Here is a 16721-nt window from a genome sequence, read left to right as displayed (position 1 = left end):
ATTTTCGTTTTAACGTTAGATGGAGCGTCGCCGTAATTATAGTAATTCCCGCCAAGTAATGCTTCGGAACTATACGATGCACCTAAAACAATGATGATTGTGATCGTCCGACTTCAGGCACAATTATGCAAAGGGTGTCTTCATGATAAGAAGAGTGTATGGGGTTGCTCATAAACTAAGTGTGTTTAGCCTCTGCCGAATAGTCTGTTGTAATAATTTTGTTCGTTCATACACTCGTAAAGAGACCTTCTTTTTCTTCTGTTTCGTCTTCTATGATGCGACCGATCTTTGTGCTTAAAACATAGTCATCTCGATTTTGCTTGAAGAAAAACTTCCTTAAATAAAGCTCAGCTCAATCTTAAAAAACAAGGAATTTATGTAAGAGACTGGTTTCTTATTAGTGACATGAAAGAAATTTCAAGCCCTGGGACGCATGCAAGTTAGCGATTAGAACTGAAAATAGTTTGCTTCAATTAATTAAAGTGAAATTTTATCTTCACCCTAACCTCTCCCGCTCTTCCCTTAATCCTTGCCAATATTCCCATCCATTTTTTGACGCACCGCTACATAAGTCTGCCGCATAGCTTGGACTTGGACACACGATGTCTTCTGTTAGGCGAGCGGATTTTTCATCGATGGGCTCAGCTTGGTTTGCTTGAATGAGTTGGTTTATTTTTGCTTTTAATTTCTGATAGAGTTTTCCCTCGTCTTTATAGTGTTTTAATTTCTCTTGTGGAAAGAGGACGGTAGAGCCCTTTGTAATCACAAATTGTCCATCGTGAAGATAGATGGTAGCAGGGTGGTTTTTTTCGGCTGGGTAATAGATTCGCTCTTCTTCATACGACTCTACTTGCTTTGCTTGCTTTATTGTCACGCCTAATGCTTCTAGCAAGAAGGTAATTTGCCCAGCAAATGTGTTCATTGCTGCTGCCATATACCAATTAACATTCGGCTTATTGATGCGCATATCCCGGTTCTCTACAATATAAGTCGAAGCGTTAAAGCGCTGGATAAATTCATATTCAAGAAAATCAATGAGTTGCTTATCGAAGCTATTATTGTCGGTAACAAATAAAATGCCAAACTGCCAAAAGTCTTTTTGCTTTAAGTGTTCTTTTAATCGTTTAATGCCGTGTATCGACTGACCAATGTAGATACTTGGTTCATCGACATCCGAGATAAGAAAGTAAACGGCATAGTTATTGGCGTGCTCAAGTTTCTCTACCTCTGCTAAAAGGCTCTTTTTGAAGTAAAAGCCGCGAATTTGGCTTGTTGGCTCCTGTACCACTTTTAAAGAAGAAGCGTGGGTCGAATCTGGAAAATACATCATCGCTGTTCGTTCATTTGGCATGTCGGGTGCAGTCCTTTCTTCGTATCCTCTACCCTGTTTATCGGTTCTCACCACTGTACATTTACACACAAAAGAACGATCGTTGGCGTTCAGTATATTAGTAAATGATATTGGAAGAAAATAAGGCAGTGTCAGCCCTCACTGGTTTCGACATTTTTCTGTCAATTATTCCGTTATGGAATTACATGTACCAATTCAACAAGTGCAGCGAACGGTAGGATTTGCCTCAAGTCAGACGAAAGAAGGCTATGTTAGTGAATACAGGCTAAAGAAAAACGGTGCGCCCTTACCCTTACATTGGGGTGAGCGCTAGTTCAATTGAGTTATTCAAAGAATAAAAAATGGGGAGGTTTTATTATCAGAATTCATCTTGTTGGTTATCTGTCCGTCTTAATGATAACTCTTAGTGGGTGTATCTTTAACGATTCAGCAAAAATAGGAGATTCCTTGGATGATTTTGAAGATTTATATGGTGATTATGAATTGGATGAATCACAAAGTTTCCCAACAGCGTATTTTTTAAGCAATAATTTAAATGTTGCATTTGCAGATTATGATGAGGAATACAGAGCGAGAACTATACGTGGTGAAATTACATCTCTCGAATCACTTGAAGAAGCTTTAAACGAAATCAATGAACGCTTTGTACCAAAGGAATATGAATACAAGGGGCCAAATTGCAATAATCAAATGGTAGCCGAATTATATGGTGAAAAAACAGACACACCACGCTTTTATTTTGCTGATGAAGATCAGTTAGGGATTGAAGTTACGATAAACACGAAGGGTGGCAACATTTTAGAAAGGGTGAGTGTTGAAGAAGTAGGGTCTGTTGGAGAGAGAAGATATGACTGTGAAGTAGACGTAGATGAATCAATTAAAGTGGGTAATATTTAAATGACAGAAAGGTGACTTACATATGAAATATAGATATATATTTGTTCCATTGCTGTTCTTCATCTCAGGTTGTTCTAATGAAAGCATAAATACCGAAGATAGTGAGACATCAGATCATACAGCATCAACAACCGATCATTCAAGCGAGGGTTCAGTTACCATTGGGTATGAGTACGATTGGGATAATGTCGAACGAGATTTATATAGTTTAGAATCCCAATTAAATCAAGAGGATTACACTAATATTGAAACATTTTTCCATACATTTAAGCTGCCGGAAGAAGGGCGCTTAAACCTTGATGAGGCAAGGGAGTACTATGAGCAAGATGGAGAAGTAGATTTTAACTATGATTTTTCAGAAAGTGAGATCTATTACAAGAACTTTCTCATTTTTGATAGGGATACTAATATGACAACGAGTACCAATATTTTTGGATATGATTCAAACACGCTTGACCCTATACAACCTTTTGAAACCCAAGCTGTCGGTTTGTTCATGAGTATTGTTAAAGAATTATATACCGACGGTTTCGTATCTCCTAATGGTGAGCGAGTAGACTCACTTGAAGAGGAGTTAACGGAGGAAGAACATACATATTTAAATGATGACTCATTATATACGGTCAATCAAGAAGAGAGTAGGTTACCAAAAGGCTGGGGAGCTTTACAAGCTACAATTGATCGTATTGAAACACAGCTGGATTATATAGAACCCTATCTAAAAGAATATCAAGAATTGCATTTATGGTCATCTGAAACAAGACAGTATCTACAAGTTGCTGATTCCATAAGTTACCATGATTATGAAGAAGCCTATAAGTATGTATTTAAAGCAACGCTTAACATTGAGCGTCTAATAGAAACTCTCCCAGATAAATAAAATCGAGACAATTCAGAGGTAGCCTAATAAAGATATTGAAATGTTGAAGACTCTCGTTTCAAATGGCACGCCGATAAAAGATATTGCTAAAATGTGGGGCGTTTCACGAACGATTATATATCGTTTTCTAGATAGATTTGAATCAAAGAAGAAGGAAATACGAGATTTTACAATTAGTTTAGTTATGTTAGTTACAAGCAACTATTTTTAATTTCACAAAACCGATTACAGAAACAGCATGTAAGTCGGTGTAATCAAATGTTAGAATTATTACTGATACTAGCATTATAATATATAAGAAAAACAATTTATTTAGAGAAAACGTTTTTCAAGTTAAAAACTAAGTGTTAAAGAGAGAAAGGAATTGAGCAATAAATTGGATTTATTGAAGCAATTATTAAAAACCGAAAAGAGCGAAAAAGTAAATCTCTTATTATTAATTGTACTATTAGTGTTAATTGTTATTCCCTATAACTTTTATTTTTTTTCGCAACAATTTTTTGGTGTAGTAGCAGCTATCTATTTGTTCTTAACCCCACTAATTTCCATTAGTATATTCTTTAATTCCAATCGTTATCACAGATTGTTTATGTTGTTGCTAATAATTCCCTTATCATTAACGTGGTTATTTTGGATTCTACTAATGGTATTATTTGCTTTGGGTGCGTTCTTAGAACCATGATTTTTAAGAGTCTGAAAACTTTTGTTCTTGACCTCGACAGGGGAATTTAGTTCTTTTTTCAAAATCGTATACTTATGAATAAAGAGTTATCGTGAGAGATTGTAAATCAGCTTCCAGTAGGAATAAAAAAGATCTTTAATGTGCCTTTTTTAGATTTTATTTGTTCATATTGTATTTCCGAGAGGAAGCAAAAACTTAATCCTGTTAGGGTATTTCAAACAGCCCTCGTTCTAGTTTAGTTATTTAGTATTGTTAGGATCTTATGGCTGTCTGATTGGATGCTATGAAATAACGACCACGATATATATCGTGGTCGTTATTATTAATCTTCTTTATCTAACCACTCTGAACAAACGTCTCTAAATGCTTTGCTACATTTTCTGCTTCCTCATTTGTAAATGAATCCACATTGAAAGCTTGTCTGAATAAAGTACGTGGTGTAGAAATCAATGGGTTTAAAGTAGTCAATAGTTGATAAGCTTCATTATAAATCTCTTCTCGGTTATATTCAAAACGATTATGTGCAGCTTGTTTGAATCTTCGACGAAACCCTAAACGATAGTAAGTGTTCATTTCCTCATAAACGTTAGCGTTGGTATCATTAAGATCTAATGCTCTACCAATATTAATTGCATCCATATCTCCTAATAAATCTTCTAATGGAAATGTCCCCGCTGAATCTGATGTATGCCCGATATAATAGTAAGCAGCATCATATAAGGAATTAAACCGACCTTGTTCAAATGCACGTTTTGCATCATCTATTACTGTAATTAAATCGCCTAACCATCCCGCGAAATCAGAGAGTTTTGAGGCTAAATCTCCAATTGTAAAAGTTTTTTGGAAAAGTATTGCATTTAAGGTTGCTGACATGTGCATAAAATCCATATCAGTCCCCGTAATTGGATCGTATAAAATTGGGAAGTCTGAAGGTTTGCCAAATCTTTGTTCTGCTTCTTCTACAAAGTTTGAATCAATAGCTCCGGCAATAGGAATCCAAACAGTTGAATTATAATTTTCGCTTCGTAAATAATTCAGAGTCAATATGCTAGCAATTCGATTGTCACCATCTGATCGTTCGTATGCGAAGTTAAATAATTCATTTAACTTATTCATAAATGGAGCATTTTCGGAAACATAGTCTCCTATATTGGGAGTAGTGACACTATTATCTTTTGAAGATACTCCTTGGTCCCGACCTGAGACAATTAAATTATCGATATCTAATAGCCCTGCACCAGATCCAATTGAGTGTTCTTTGACTTGGTTAAAAGCCCAGTCTTCAGGCAACACGTGTCCTTTATTACCGAAAAAACTTGTCGACATACCGCTTACAAAACTAGAAGTGGTTAATCCTCTTTCTGATAAAACTGTACATGCATATCTAGGCCCGTAGACACCAATTCTATAGGAAACTCCCATTGCATGGTACCGATCTATCTCTTCATGTACACCCGTAAAATAAGGAATTATGAGATTGTTTATTTGTTGCAATGACACATCGAAATCAATTGCAAAATAAATAATTGTATTATAAGAAAACTGTAGAGTTGTTGCTGCTTGTATCGCATCTCTCGCATCAATAATGCCCTGATTATAAGAAAACCATTCCGCATGATCTGCAAATCGTTGATAGATCGGAAAAACTCTAAGACCTGATCCGTAAATGGTGTTCAACTCCGCCGATGATAGTGCAAAAGAACCTGTTAAATAACGCCCAACTATCTGTCTTCCATCGTTGACTAAGGTTTGTGCTCTAGCAGGAGTAATAGTGTAAGAAGTATCAATACCTAAACCTTTTACATCAGGGTTTCCTGTACTTACAAGCAACGACATCCATGTATTTAAATTGACGACACCATCCGAAGGTAACTTGTGGAAAGATTGAAATTCTTTAACCTGATTTTCCATAGTTGAATCAAAACGCCCACCAAAATTTCCAGGGTTATAATTATTCACATATAAACAGTATTGAATTAATTGAACAAAGTTTGTTCGAGAGTCACCTATTCTAATTGTTGGAGTTGCGGCCCTTGTACCAAGACCGAAGTGACCATTTGCTCCACTAACATTAGCTTCTAGTTGCAAGCCATAGATTAGAGCTGTATTTGTGTCTCTTGAATAATGACCATCAGCAGGTTGAATTGCTGTTGTATTATAGTAGTTTCCATTCAAATTTCTTTGAATTAATCGGATATTCTCATCGCCATTATTAACTAATCTATAGGCGTCCATATTTAACATTGCCTGAAAAATACGCGGTGTAACAATTCCATTTGGAGTAAGTCCAGCGTCACTTTGCATTTGTTTGACACCATCTTCAGTTCCAGGACCGAATGTTCCTGTTAAACCTCCAGGGCTGTATCCTTTGCACCACATAGCTCCTTGAAGAATCATGACGATTATGGAATCGACATGATTATTATCACCCTTTCGTAAAGTCGGACATGCCGCTAAGGTAGCTGGCCCAAAAGAGTTAACTGGATTTTTCCTCCTGGTTCATTAATAGTTATTTTTCTTGTTCAAAGATAGTGATCTTAATTAGATGAAAATTAAGCGTGATAAAAAGTTGGAGATGTTTCGTTGATACCTTCTAACGTCCAGAGAACGCGCATAGGTACGCTTGATTTTCGTACATTTGTGAAGGTTTCTTCAACACTTCTAGCAGGGCAAATACGTGTGTCTCCATACCTTCTGTTTAACCTTGTTCCGACTGTTTCATAAACCGCAGACGTCACCATACGTTGTAATCGAATATCTACGGTTCCACAAGAAGCGTAACATGGTCCGCAATTGTACACTGAAACTGGTATATTGTTGTGTGAGGAAATTGCATAGGTAATAGCTGTTTCAATAGGTTTTAATTCAACACCTCCGTGCATCTGACGGTTATAAGATCGATAAATAGTTGCCATAAATGATTGCTCCTTTTAGTAGAATTAATAAATCGTTGTGATTTATTAAAGTTAATTTTAGTTAATACTGAACAGTTATTCGTCTAATAAAAGTACAAGATATTTTTAATTGAAATGGTTGCTCGGAGCCATATGTTTTCAAAAACACTAATAAAAAACCTGCCCTTATTGGACAGGTTTTCACTAACTAGCTGCACTAAATGCCAAAAAAAATCTTACAATTCATCAAGCTCTGCAAGTTTAACAGCAAGATCCGCTAATGGTTCTTCAGCGGTGTCTAGACCGCTTCTGGACCCGAGTAACAGACTGACATCTCGGAGAGCTTCATACGTGGTATCGTGTACTATCGGTATGAGAAGGCGGCGTAACATTGCAGGTGTTACTAATAGAATTCCAACTTTTGAATTTGCCAAACCTTTAAGGTGTTGCAGCACTTATTGCAGGATCAGCTTGTAGCACATTACATGCATAGGTTACAGACGACGGACGCTGCTCATAAACATAAGGGGAATATTCCCCTCATGTTTCATTTTGTAACTATTGGGAATCCACCGTATAAGGTCACAAATGGAAGGGTGTTCCAGATGAACGCTGGTGTGAAAATCACCGTATTGCTTGTTGCATTTGCTATTGTATTTACCGGTGTTGGTTTTCTAGTTTCTGATGAGTATACAGTTGGAAACGTTATGGCTTATACCGCTATTGGGATTGGCGTTGGTGTCCTTTTCGTTTTATTACGTTTAGCCGTTGACAAAAACAGAGGTAAGAAATTTTTAGAGAAATAAATGAGTACGATTGATACCAACCGATTCGTTGGTTTTTTTCCGTATTCAATACACTTTACCGTCTTTACGCTATAAAATTGACGCGGATGGATTGGTGCTATTCTCCATTGGTAAAAGCAAAGGCAGATGCTTCTGCCTTTGCAGCTCTTTCTTTAATCTAGCTTTTCATCAAGCAAGGACCGAAGCTCCTGTAGATCTTCTTTTGTGAGGGTTTCGTCTTCAATGAATTGTAGCATCATGGACTTTGTTGTGCCGTCATGAACACGTTTAATAAACGAATTGGTTTCTGCCCGCTTACACTCATCTTCTGAAAAGAGTGGCGTAAACGTGTAAATCCGCTCATCTCGATTCACTTTGATAATCTCTTTTTTGGTTAAACGGTCAAGATGCGTGCGGATTGTTTTGGGCTTCCAGTCAACGAGCGCCTTGAGCTCTGTCACGACTTGACGTGCACTTTTCGGCGGATTTTTCCAGAGTACCTTCATCACTTCCCACTCTGCATCTGAAATGCTCGGCATGGTTTTACTCATTTACTCCAATCCCCCTGTTAGAATTCCTTTATCTACTAAAATGGCTCGGGTTATGTCAGCCGCACTTTGTCCCGTAGCCTCTTCATCACCAGCTAGATGCGTAGCAAAAAACAGCGTATCGTCTGCCGTTTCCACAAAACCCACAAACCAACCGTTCACAGCCCGTTCATTCACCACACCAGTCCCTGTTTTGCCATAAAATGCGGTTTCACCCGTTTGCTCAAGCAAGAGCGCGTCTTTAACCGCCGTGACGGATTCCCCTTGAAACGGAAGTTCGTTGCTATACAACCGATGTAGCAAATCAACTTGCTCAACCGGAGAAATGGTTAGCGAAGATTCGAGCCAAACTGGCGTCGGCCCCTCAATCGATTTGTTGCCGTAATTCAACTCGTTGATATAAGTCATCATCTGGTTAAGTGACATGTCTGCTTCTATTTTTTCAAAATACCAGTTAACCGAATACTGTATCGCGCTATTGAGGGTTTGTTGCTGGTTCCATTCAGGGTAATCATGTGCTGTCCCGTCCCAAGCGAGGACGGTATCTGGCTGAACGATGCCTTCTTCAAGCCCGATCAAGGCACTATAAATTTTAAATGTGGAGTTCGGTGAATAGCGTTGCTCACTTCTGGCTCGATTATGAATGAAATAGTGATCCTGTCTAGCGCTGTAGAGCACAAAGCTTCCATCATGATCAGCAAAAAAGGAAGACAGCTCCTCATAGCTGGCATTTGACTGATCAAATGAATACCTTTGCTCCTCTACCTCTCCTAAAGCAAGCCATGGCGTCTGCAGGACAATGAACAACACTACGAGCGTGTAAATAAGACTACCTTTGACCGTATCTTTTTTAGAAGAACTGCGGTAGTGAATAAGAGAATAAATGCGTGTCTCAATCTGTTTCTTCGTCCCGCCAACACCGAGTTCAAGCGACGAATGGGATTGTTTTTTCTCAATGAACTGAAGCAGCGTCCTCCCGTAAGCTTTGCGCTCGCACATGCCGATTGTTTCAATAACAGCTGCGTCACAGGCAAGCTCTCGGTCCATTACCATCTTTTTTCGTGCGAGCCAGACGAGCGGGTGAAACCAATAAACGATTTGAAATAAGAGCGCGGTCGCATTTATCCGAGGATGGTGCAGCTGATGATGCTTTAGTTCATGCAGGAACATGTAACGAATCTCATCGGTAGAAAAAAGATTATACAAACCTTCCGGAACAAGGAGATAAGGACGGAGAATTCCGCATGTTACGGGTGACTCGATTGAGTCTGACTCCAATAGCCGTGGTTTCTTTTTAAGCCCTAGCTCCTTGACACAGGCGTCATAAGCGATCGTTAACCGAGAGTCCTTTACAGCTCTCGCCTTAGCAATTATTGTTTTTAGCTTAAAGAGGGATTGGAAAATAAGACACAACCCAAATCCGATTCCTCCAAGCCAAACCACGAATAAACCAGACTCAAGCCAGCCTAAATCAAACCTAGTAACAGACACGCTAAAGTCAGAAATCGTCATGTTTGTTGCTTCTGTCAGTTGCGCTTCTCCAGGAAGTTGAGGAAGTTGCTCTACTCCCCTCGTCTCTCCAGCAAAAAAAGGAACGGCTTGAAGGGGGAGAAATGGGAGCAAAAGTACTACAAAGAGAAGAGACCAGAAACGATCCAACCAAATGGCCGGTAGTCGCACTAGTTTCATACCCTGACGAACGAGAAAAAGTGCGCTAATGAGCAACGTTAGCACTAGAAGTGTCACTAGCATTCGTTATACGCTCCTCCACTTGTTTCGTTTTTCGTTTATCATACCACGAATAAATATCGTTTGACAGAATTAGATTACATTTGTAATATTGACTACAGTTGTAATCTTAATAACGGAAGGTTGATTGACATTGAAGAGATATGGAGCCATTTTTACATTAACCGTATTAGCTGCCTGCGGAACACCTGAGACAACCGAGCAGCAGCAACCAGATGACGAGAACAGTGCAGCAACATTTTCCGTGCTTGAAGATCACTATGATGCACGCTTAGGCGTGTATGCATTTGATACGGGTAATGGACAGACCATCGCATACAACGAGGATGAACGCTTTGCCTATGCTTCGACCCACAAAGCGTTGGCGGTTGGCGTGCTGTTACAACAGCTTTCCCTTGACGAGTTAGACACGCAGATTCTGTTTTCCGAAGCTGACCTTGTTACATATAGTCCGATTACTGAGCAGCATGTGGAGACAGGTATGAGTCTACACGAAATAAGCGATGCCTCGATTCGCTACAGCGACAATACAGCGGCTAATCTTATTTTCAATGAAATTGGCGGTCCATCAGGGTTTAAAGAGGCACTCCGAGAAATCGGAGATGAAGCGACGGAACCAGAACGAATGGAGACGGAACTAAATGATGTTAAACCTGGAGAAACACGCGATACAAGCACAGCTAAGGCTCTTGCGGAAAGCCTCTATGCCTTTTCACTTGGAGATGCACTTGACGAAGAAAAACAAACGCTGTTAAACGACTGGCTGATCCATAACACCACAGGCGACGCACTCATCCGTTCCGGTGTTCCTGAAGGTTGGCTTGTCGGCGATAAAACCGGCTCTGCTTCCTACGGAACACGAAACGACATCGGCATTATTTGGCCACCAGATGAAGATCCAATTGTAATCGCTGTGTTATCAAGCAAGGAACAAGCAGATGCTGAGTCCGATGATGCGCTCATTGCCGAAGCGACTGAAGCTGCATTGCGCATGCTGATTGACGATTTCGAGTATGGAGCAAGCCAAATGCCTTAAGAGTAGCTTAACTTGTTTGTTGTTCAGCGGACCAGTCCTACACCGCTTTTAAATGGACGAGAAGACGTTAAATTATTAAAAAAACACGCCTGTTAATGGCGTGTTTTTTCAACACTGTATTTTCCCAAAAGGTACTTCATAAAAATGTGTGTCATTCGATCCATTAAAAATCTAGTTTGTTATGCTTGACTAAAAATCGGCAACTTTTGTTTTAAATGAAAAATTTCCCTACTAGGACCTCAATTTCCCCAATGCTTCTCCCCTTTCACTCATTATTCACAAACGAAAATAAAACAGTCCACATAATAACTGCACCAATCAATATCGACCCATTCTAAATAACTTCTATTTGTTCGATACAATCCGACTACCTCATTTTGTTTTGACTCGTTCTTTTCACAGATAAAAAGACATCCAGCGTGTGCTGAATGTCTTTTTCCTTTACAACGGCAATGGTGCAACCGCTGAAATGAGTTGTTTTTCAATTAATTCCTGCCAGAATGCTTCTGGGATCGTCTCTTGTAACGCGTTGAGGTCTTCCTTAATGCGGTCAGGTCGCGTTGATCCCGGAATAACCGCAGCGACAGCTGGATGCGCTGTTGAGAACTGGAGCGCTGCTGCTTTTAGGCTGACGCCGTGAGACTTTGCTACTTCTGTTAGTTTGTTTATTTTTATTTGAACGTCTCCTGGGATCTCCCCGTAGTTATAGTGATCTCCGCCAAGAAGGGCACCCGAGCTATACGGTGCACCTACCACAATGGCTGAATTCGATTGCTCGACTTCAGGCATCATTCGGCGCAATGTGTCTTCATGATCGAGAAGGGTGTATTGAGTTGCTTGTAGACTAATAGTTGGATGCACTTGTTCAAGTTGAAGAGCAAGCTCAATTGGGATGGTTGTGTTTACACCAAGACCCCATCCTTTTATGACACCTTGTTTCTTTAAGTCATCAAGAACAAGGAATGCACCTGTTCGTGCTTCTTCAAATTTGGCAATCCATTCGTCCCCGAGAAAATCAGGAGACAAATCGTGCACGAACACAAAGTCCAGACGATTTGTTTGCAGTCTTTCCATGCTTTGATCAATGGAAGTGTGCGTAGCCTCTGCCGAATAGTCGGTTGTAATTTTGTTCGTTCGACCATTCGTAAAGAGACCTTCTTTTTCCTCTGTTTCATCTTCTATGACGCGACCGATCTTTGTGCTTAAAACATAGTCATCTCGGTTTTGCTTGGAGAGAAACTTCCCTAAACGAAGCTCGGCCAGACCTGCCCCGTAAAATGGTGCGGTGTCATAATAACGAATGCCTGCATTCCAGGCTGCTTCAATTGTCGCTTGGGCTTCTACTTCTGGCACTTCCCGGAACATATTGCCTAGGGGTGCTGTACCAAGTCCTATTTTTTGAGTCAGTAATTCGTTTATGTGATCCATATGTCATTCTCCTCCGTTTCATTCATATGCATCTTTTACCGTTCATCTGGAGGTTTAAACCTCTCATAAGCAGGATTTTTCTTCCTTAAAAAGCGTAGGATGCCATATTCCTTCAGATTGCTTGATCCCATGAGTATAGATCGTTGGTGTTCCTCTCCCCCTATTTGATCTTATTGATTTCGCCAATTAGTAATGCTTACGTTAGAAAATTGGTTGGGATTTATCTTCTATTCTTATGATGATTGTCCAGTTCCCACCTTAAATATAAAAAAGATTGACACTATTTCGCGTCAATCTCTTCTTAAAACTAAATCATTCTTCTAAATTCTCTCAAACATCTTTACTCTATGATCTATTTTTTCTTTTACTTACTTTTTGTTTGGTTGATCGTGTTGTACTCTACGACTAAAGTTGTAGACTGTGTATGCCTTATGTTTGAAGTGTTCAACCGGCATTTCCATTATAGTTTTATTAGACATCTACAACACAACGAAACGGAGGTTGCTAGAATGATTAAAGGTTTATATGAAGCACATCTACCTGTGAGTAACATCAAGAAATCAATTGAATTTTATGTAGGTCTAGGACTTGAACTGGATCATACTGTTGAAGATAAACTAGCTTTTTTATGGATTGTAAAGAATGAAAGTTGGCTAGGTTTATGGCAAACAAAAGAAGTCTATTATGAGTATCATCCTTCTATCCGACACATAGCATTCCAAGTATCGTTAGAAGACCTAATGCATTCAGTTGATTGGCTACATACTCGCGGTTACAAACCAAGAGAAGCCTTTGGATTTGAACCAATCGAGCCATTTGTCATGCCTCAAAAAGGATATGCACATGCAAAAATTCATTTTAATGACCCTGACGGTAACAGTTTAGAATTGATTTGTAAACTTGATAACAAAAGAGAACTGACTGAACGAATGTATTTAAGTGAGTGGCTTCAACTAAACCGCTAGCGTAGATACGTTTCAAACGTAAGAATGTGGACCAACAGGTTGTGTCTGACTACAACATGCGAATTGAATAAGCTTCATAAGGACTACTAAAAAGAGCAGTCGCCTAGGCGACTGCTCTTTTTTCACGCTATGGGCGTTTTGTATAGTTTTGAATGACATCTACAATAGGATCATTGCGTGTGAAACTGGTTTCCGTTGCTGCTGTTGCCCATTTTCTTCTAATGTCTGCTTCACTGTCGGCGTAAATATCAACTTCCAACGGATTGCCCGTGTACATGCCCCAGCTACTTCCTTGACCGGTTACCTTATATGTCCAAGTTGTATAACTCCATCGTTGGTCATCATACACCCGTAACGCGTAATCCCAACTCTGTAGGTTGCTAAACAATGTAAATTCTCCAACCAAAAGAGGGACAGGGTAATTGGTCCATTCATTAACCATCGTCACTTTTGAATCCACAAACTGTTTCTGATAGTCAAGGTTGTTAATGTCGTCCCATCCATAAAAGTGATACGAATAGACAACATTTTGCCAACCGTACAAGTCAGGGTGCGGAAGGTCCATCGGGTCCCAAATCGCTTCTATAATAATGATGTGATCTGGATCTTTTCTGCGAACTGCTCGATAAAGGCGATCATAAAAGTCAAACTGTTCCTTTCCACTTGCACCGCCAGGCTCGTTCAGTAAATCGTACCCAGCAATCCATGGATGGTCTTTATATCGTTCTGCAATACGTTCCCATAAAAAGACAGTCCGATCCATATTCTCAGCGTTCCCATATAAATTCCCTACGTCAGGGAACCGTGTGTCGCCAGAATGGTCCTTTCCATTTTGGGAGCCAGGCGCGCCATGCATATCCAAAATAATATACAGTGCTCGTTTTTCCGCTTCATTTATAAACCAATCCATTCGCTCAAAAGCAGTTGCTTTTAGGCTACCGTCATCGTTCAACATTTCAAAATAAGTGAAGGGAAGCCGGATGACATTCATTCCCTCCGCTTTAATGCGATCAAAATCACTTTCTTGCCAGTACGTATCTTGAAAAAGGTTAAAAAGCTCCCAAGCTGTTTCTTCACCAAAGCGTGAAGTGAGGGTATCCATTGCGGTTTTTTGATCAGGTGCGTTTGTTGGTGACATCCAGTTCTCCATAACCAGCCAACCGCCAGCATTTGTTCCACGTAAAATGACTTCATCACCAGTACCAAACTCATTCCGCATTTTCTTCCCATCGGTTTTTAAAAACGGTGTATCCCCTGTTTGGATAGTAGTGCGTATAACCTTTTTTAGCTCTATCCCCGTATGCTCATTTTCAGCTTGCATGTCAGTCATTCAAATCCTCTCCTTTTTAAAGTAATACGGTCTATAGAGAAGATATATGAAAAAAAACAACGGTTTTTAACATTTTCGAATGGAAATACTTGCAGTGAAAAGTGAGTTACATTCTTCTTTTAGTACATAATAACGACAATGCTGTTTAAGGAGCTGAATGAATGAAAGTACCTATACTCATACTATTGGTTGCAACCTTCCTTTTCACGACACCAATACAGGCTCAAGTCGAATTGAATTCCCAAAGTCAACAAGATCAGATTATTGAATCGATACTGTTCGTAACTATTTCCAACGAACTCAAAATGAAATTTGATAATCCAATGAGTTTCAGTTGCGTACATGGTCATTCTTTTAAGAAAACTTTAGAAGGACATCAATTCAAAGTTGATTTAGTTGCTTATGACAATCATGATACCTATGAAGTGAGAATGACATTCAGCGATGAGGAATTATATGGAAATTGGGACATTATAAAGTTTAAACAGAAAAAACGCAGTGATGATACGCTTACATGCCACAGCTCTTAAACAATTTCAATGACTCCATACATTGAGATTCAGCCAAAATCTTACACCATGATTTTTTCTGTACATCGTTAGAAACAGTCTTATACGTATGTAGCTCTAATTACTTTCATATGGTGTAATTCGTGCCCGGCAATGCCATATGCAATGGCGCCTACCGATACCGAACTGTTCATTACAGTCCCGCAACGAACCCACGCCTCATCATCAATCGTTAAGATGAGGCTTAACGTGTTGGCGCGTACCGCGTCTAAACCAATTAGTAACTGTTCCCACGATTGTTTGTTAAAGTTTGCTGCATAAACATATTGATTTTGGTCCATTGCTGGGAGTGGTTCCCTTTCATTTCGCGCAATGGCAAGCATTCGATACGCCATCACACGTTCCGAATCGGTCATATGCCCAATTACTTCTTTTAAAGTCCATTTCCCTGGAGCATATGCCTTTTTTGCTAATTCCTCTGACACGCTGCTTAGGAAGGGAATGTTCTCATTTCGTTGATTAGTAAGTATGTCTTTAATATCGCCATCAGGAACAAGGCTCACATACCGATCATGCTCTGGATTTTCAATAGACAAAGGCCGTGGACGCATAAACATCCTCCTTATTGGAATCATCATTTTGCTTTACCAAGTGTAAGACTGTCGTCGTTCACTTTTAGTTCCCTATCAATTATTTCAAACTTCCAAAAAATTCGCAATCCCATTCGTCTCTTTAGGTTGGGAATATATTCGTTTTGCTAGTAAATACCCATTAAGATATCAATCGCACGAATGCTTACGAGCCCATTATAATGAAACCCCCTCTTTCCCTTCGTCGTAGATTGACTAACTAGAACGATTCAAGGAGGTGCTTATCATTTTCGATTTCGGTACGGTATTGTTGCAAGTGATCGCTTTTATAGGTCTTGGTTTTGTCTTCTACTTACTTTTTCTTAGCGCCAAAGCTCTACGAAAATACTTAAAACGTTAGCATCACTATGAGGAGTGCTCTTCCTCGTAGTTTTTTATTATTAACTCATTCCCAAATTTTAGCCCTTTTTATAAATCATAATCTTAGCTCTTATTTATTATTGCAATTTTCTCTTACTGTAAAACAAAATAAATGTAGCACTAATAATGATCGTTATTGATAAAAACAAATAAGCTGCTCCTTCAAAACCTCGAACAACTACAAAACCATAAGCAAATAACCCTAATGAACTACTAATAGCTATTATTGCCGGTACATAGACTATTTTCTTACTTTGTTTACCTCTACCTAACAAAACGGTTATTAAGAAAACAATTAGACCGATAGCTAAACCAATTCCTAAAGGAACCGTTATTAACATCAAACATCCTCCTTCCTAAGGATACTTACCTCCATTGTGTAGAGGAAGTTGTTTATTCCTCTGGACATCAAAATTGGCTTTTGCAGTTTGTCATTCAGTAAAGATAGCTAGATTCTCTAGAGTCGATCTTAAACACTTTTCGTGATCTTCCTTACATATACCTTCAGATAAATTCTAACAAACGATAGTGACCTTGTTCCTTTTGAAATGGATTCAAGGAGTCATGTCTAAGTCATCTCAATAGAGCCTCGTTATATCTTACTACCTTAAAAGCACAAAAACGACCAGACAAAAGTCTGGTCGTTACAGATACCTC

Annotated in this window: 16 protein-coding genes and 1 pseudogene; 7 read left to right on the top strand and 10 right to left on the bottom strand. The window is 39.3% G+C overall.

The window, feature by feature from the left end:
- Window positions 1-496: 496 nt before the first annotated feature.
- On the bottom strand, window positions 497-1351 hold the full coding sequence (locus tag FPV17_RS02900; protein ID WP_144557879.1) for a GIY-YIG nuclease family protein: 855 nt from the start codon (window positions 1349-1351) through the stop codon (window positions 497-499).
- A 447-nt stretch (window positions 1352-1798) separates the two neighbouring features.
- On the opposite strand from FPV17_RS02900, the gene FPV17_RS02895 reads away from it, so the two are divergent.
- From FPV17_RS02895 to FPV17_RS22575, 3 genes and pseudogenes are all read left to right on the top strand, one after another.
- Window positions 1799-2248: a hypothetical protein gene (locus tag FPV17_RS02895; protein WP_144557877.1), complete on the top strand. Its 450-nt coding sequence runs from the start codon at window positions 1799-1801 to the stop codon at window positions 2246-2248.
- Window positions 2249-2270: 22 nt separating this feature from the next.
- A complete protein-coding gene (locus tag FPV17_RS02890; protein ID WP_144557875.1) occupies window positions 2271-3128 on the top strand; it encodes a hypothetical protein in 858 nt (285 codons plus the stop codon).
- A gap of 28 nt (window positions 3129-3156) precedes the next feature.
- A pseudogene (locus FPV17_RS22575) lies at window positions 3157-3264 on the top strand (helix-turn-helix domain-containing protein); the annotation flags it as partial.
- 882 nt (window positions 3265-4146) lie between these two features.
- Here the strand turns inward: FPV17_RS22575 and FPV17_RS02880 are convergent.
- The 3 genes from FPV17_RS02880 to FPV17_RS02870 form a co-directional block, all read right to left on the bottom strand.
- The gene (locus tag FPV17_RS02880) at window positions 4147-6207 is read right to left on the bottom strand and encodes a glycoside hydrolase domain-containing protein (protein ID WP_144557871.1); all 2061 of its coding nucleotides are present in this window, start codon (window positions 6205-6207) and stop codon (window positions 4147-4149) included.
- A gap of 155 nt (window positions 6208-6362) precedes the next feature.
- Window positions 6363-6725, bottom strand: coding sequence for a hypothetical protein (locus FPV17_RS02875; RefSeq protein ID WP_144557869.1), 363 nt, complete (start codon window positions 6723-6725; stop codon window positions 6363-6365).
- A 215-nt stretch (window positions 6726-6940) separates the two neighbouring features.
- Window positions 6941-7138 (bottom strand): hypothetical protein, encoded by a 198-nt coding sequence (locus FPV17_RS02870; RefSeq protein ID WP_246117113.1) that lies wholly within the window; start codon window positions 7136-7138, stop codon window positions 6941-6943.
- Window positions 7139-7246: 108 nt separating this feature from the next.
- Between FPV17_RS02870 and FPV17_RS02865 the strand changes: the two genes are divergently transcribed.
- On the top strand, window positions 7247-7510 hold the full coding sequence (locus FPV17_RS02865; protein WP_144557867.1) for a hypothetical protein: 264 nt from the start codon (window positions 7247-7249) through the stop codon (window positions 7508-7510).
- A 152-nt stretch (window positions 7511-7662) separates the two neighbouring features.
- On the opposite strand, the gene blaI is transcribed toward FPV17_RS02865, so the two are convergent.
- Window positions 7663-8040 (bottom strand): penicillinase repressor BlaI, encoded by a 378-nt coding sequence (gene blaI / locus FPV17_RS02860; protein ID WP_055735753.1) that lies wholly within the window; start codon window positions 8038-8040, stop codon window positions 7663-7665.
- Window positions 8041-9789, bottom strand: a complete 1749-nt coding sequence (locus FPV17_RS02855) for a BlaR1 family beta-lactam sensor/signal transducer (protein ID WP_144557865.1) — start codon at window positions 9787-9789, stop codon at window positions 8041-8043.
- A 130-nt stretch (window positions 9790-9919) separates the two neighbouring features.
- On the opposite strand from FPV17_RS02855, the gene bla reads away from it, so the two are divergent.
- Complete coding sequence (gene bla, locus FPV17_RS02850; RefSeq protein ID WP_246117112.1) at window positions 9920-10822, top strand: class A beta-lactamase; 903 nt, start codon at window positions 9920-9922, stop codon at window positions 10820-10822.
- Between the two features lie 441 nt (window positions 10823-11263).
- Here bla and FPV17_RS02845 read toward each other — a convergent pair whose 3' ends face one another.
- Window positions 11264-12250, bottom strand: a complete 987-nt coding sequence (locus tag FPV17_RS02845; protein WP_144557861.1) for an aldo/keto reductase — start codon at window positions 12248-12250, stop codon at window positions 11264-11266.
- Window positions 12251-12759: 509 nt separating this feature from the next.
- Here FPV17_RS02845 and FPV17_RS02840 point away from each other — a divergent pair.
- The gene (locus FPV17_RS02840) at window positions 12760-13215 is read left to right on the top strand and encodes a VOC family protein (RefSeq protein WP_144557859.1); all 456 of its coding nucleotides are present in this window, start codon (window positions 12760-12762) and stop codon (window positions 13213-13215) included.
- A 127-nt stretch (window positions 13216-13342) separates the two neighbouring features.
- Here FPV17_RS02840 and FPV17_RS02835 read toward each other — a convergent pair whose 3' ends face one another.
- Window positions 13343-14545, bottom strand: a complete 1203-nt coding sequence (locus FPV17_RS02835; RefSeq protein WP_144557857.1) for a glycoside hydrolase family 5 protein — start codon at window positions 14543-14545, stop codon at window positions 13343-13345.
- A gap of 161 nt (window positions 14546-14706) precedes the next feature.
- Here FPV17_RS02835 and FPV17_RS02830 point away from each other — a divergent pair, with 161 nt between their 5' ends.
- Entirely contained in the window at window positions 14707-15075 is a 369-nt protein-coding gene (locus FPV17_RS02830; RefSeq protein ID WP_144557855.1) for a hypothetical protein, read from the top strand.
- Between the two features lie 80 nt (window positions 15076-15155).
- Here the strand turns inward: FPV17_RS02830 and FPV17_RS02825 are convergent, their stop codons facing one another.
- Window positions 15156-15665, bottom strand: coding sequence for a DinB family protein (locus FPV17_RS02825; protein WP_144557853.1), 510 nt, complete (start codon window positions 15663-15665; stop codon window positions 15156-15158).
- Between the two features lie 476 nt (window positions 15666-16141).
- Window positions 16142-16405 carry a YesK family protein gene (locus FPV17_RS02820; protein ID WP_052008128.1) on the bottom strand — a complete coding sequence of 88 codons (264 nt, stop codon included), beginning with the start codon at window positions 16403-16405 and terminating at the stop codon, window positions 16142-16144.
- Window positions 16406-16721: the final 316 nt, after the last annotated feature.

The sequence above is a fragment of the Shouchella miscanthi genome, from assembly GCF_007725405.1.
GTDB classification, from domain to species: Bacteria; Bacillota; Bacilli; order Bacillales; family Bacillaceae_D; genus Shouchella; species Shouchella hunanensis.
Note: the sequence above shows the minus strand (reverse complement) of the source record. Positions and strands in the feature narration are given on the sequence as shown.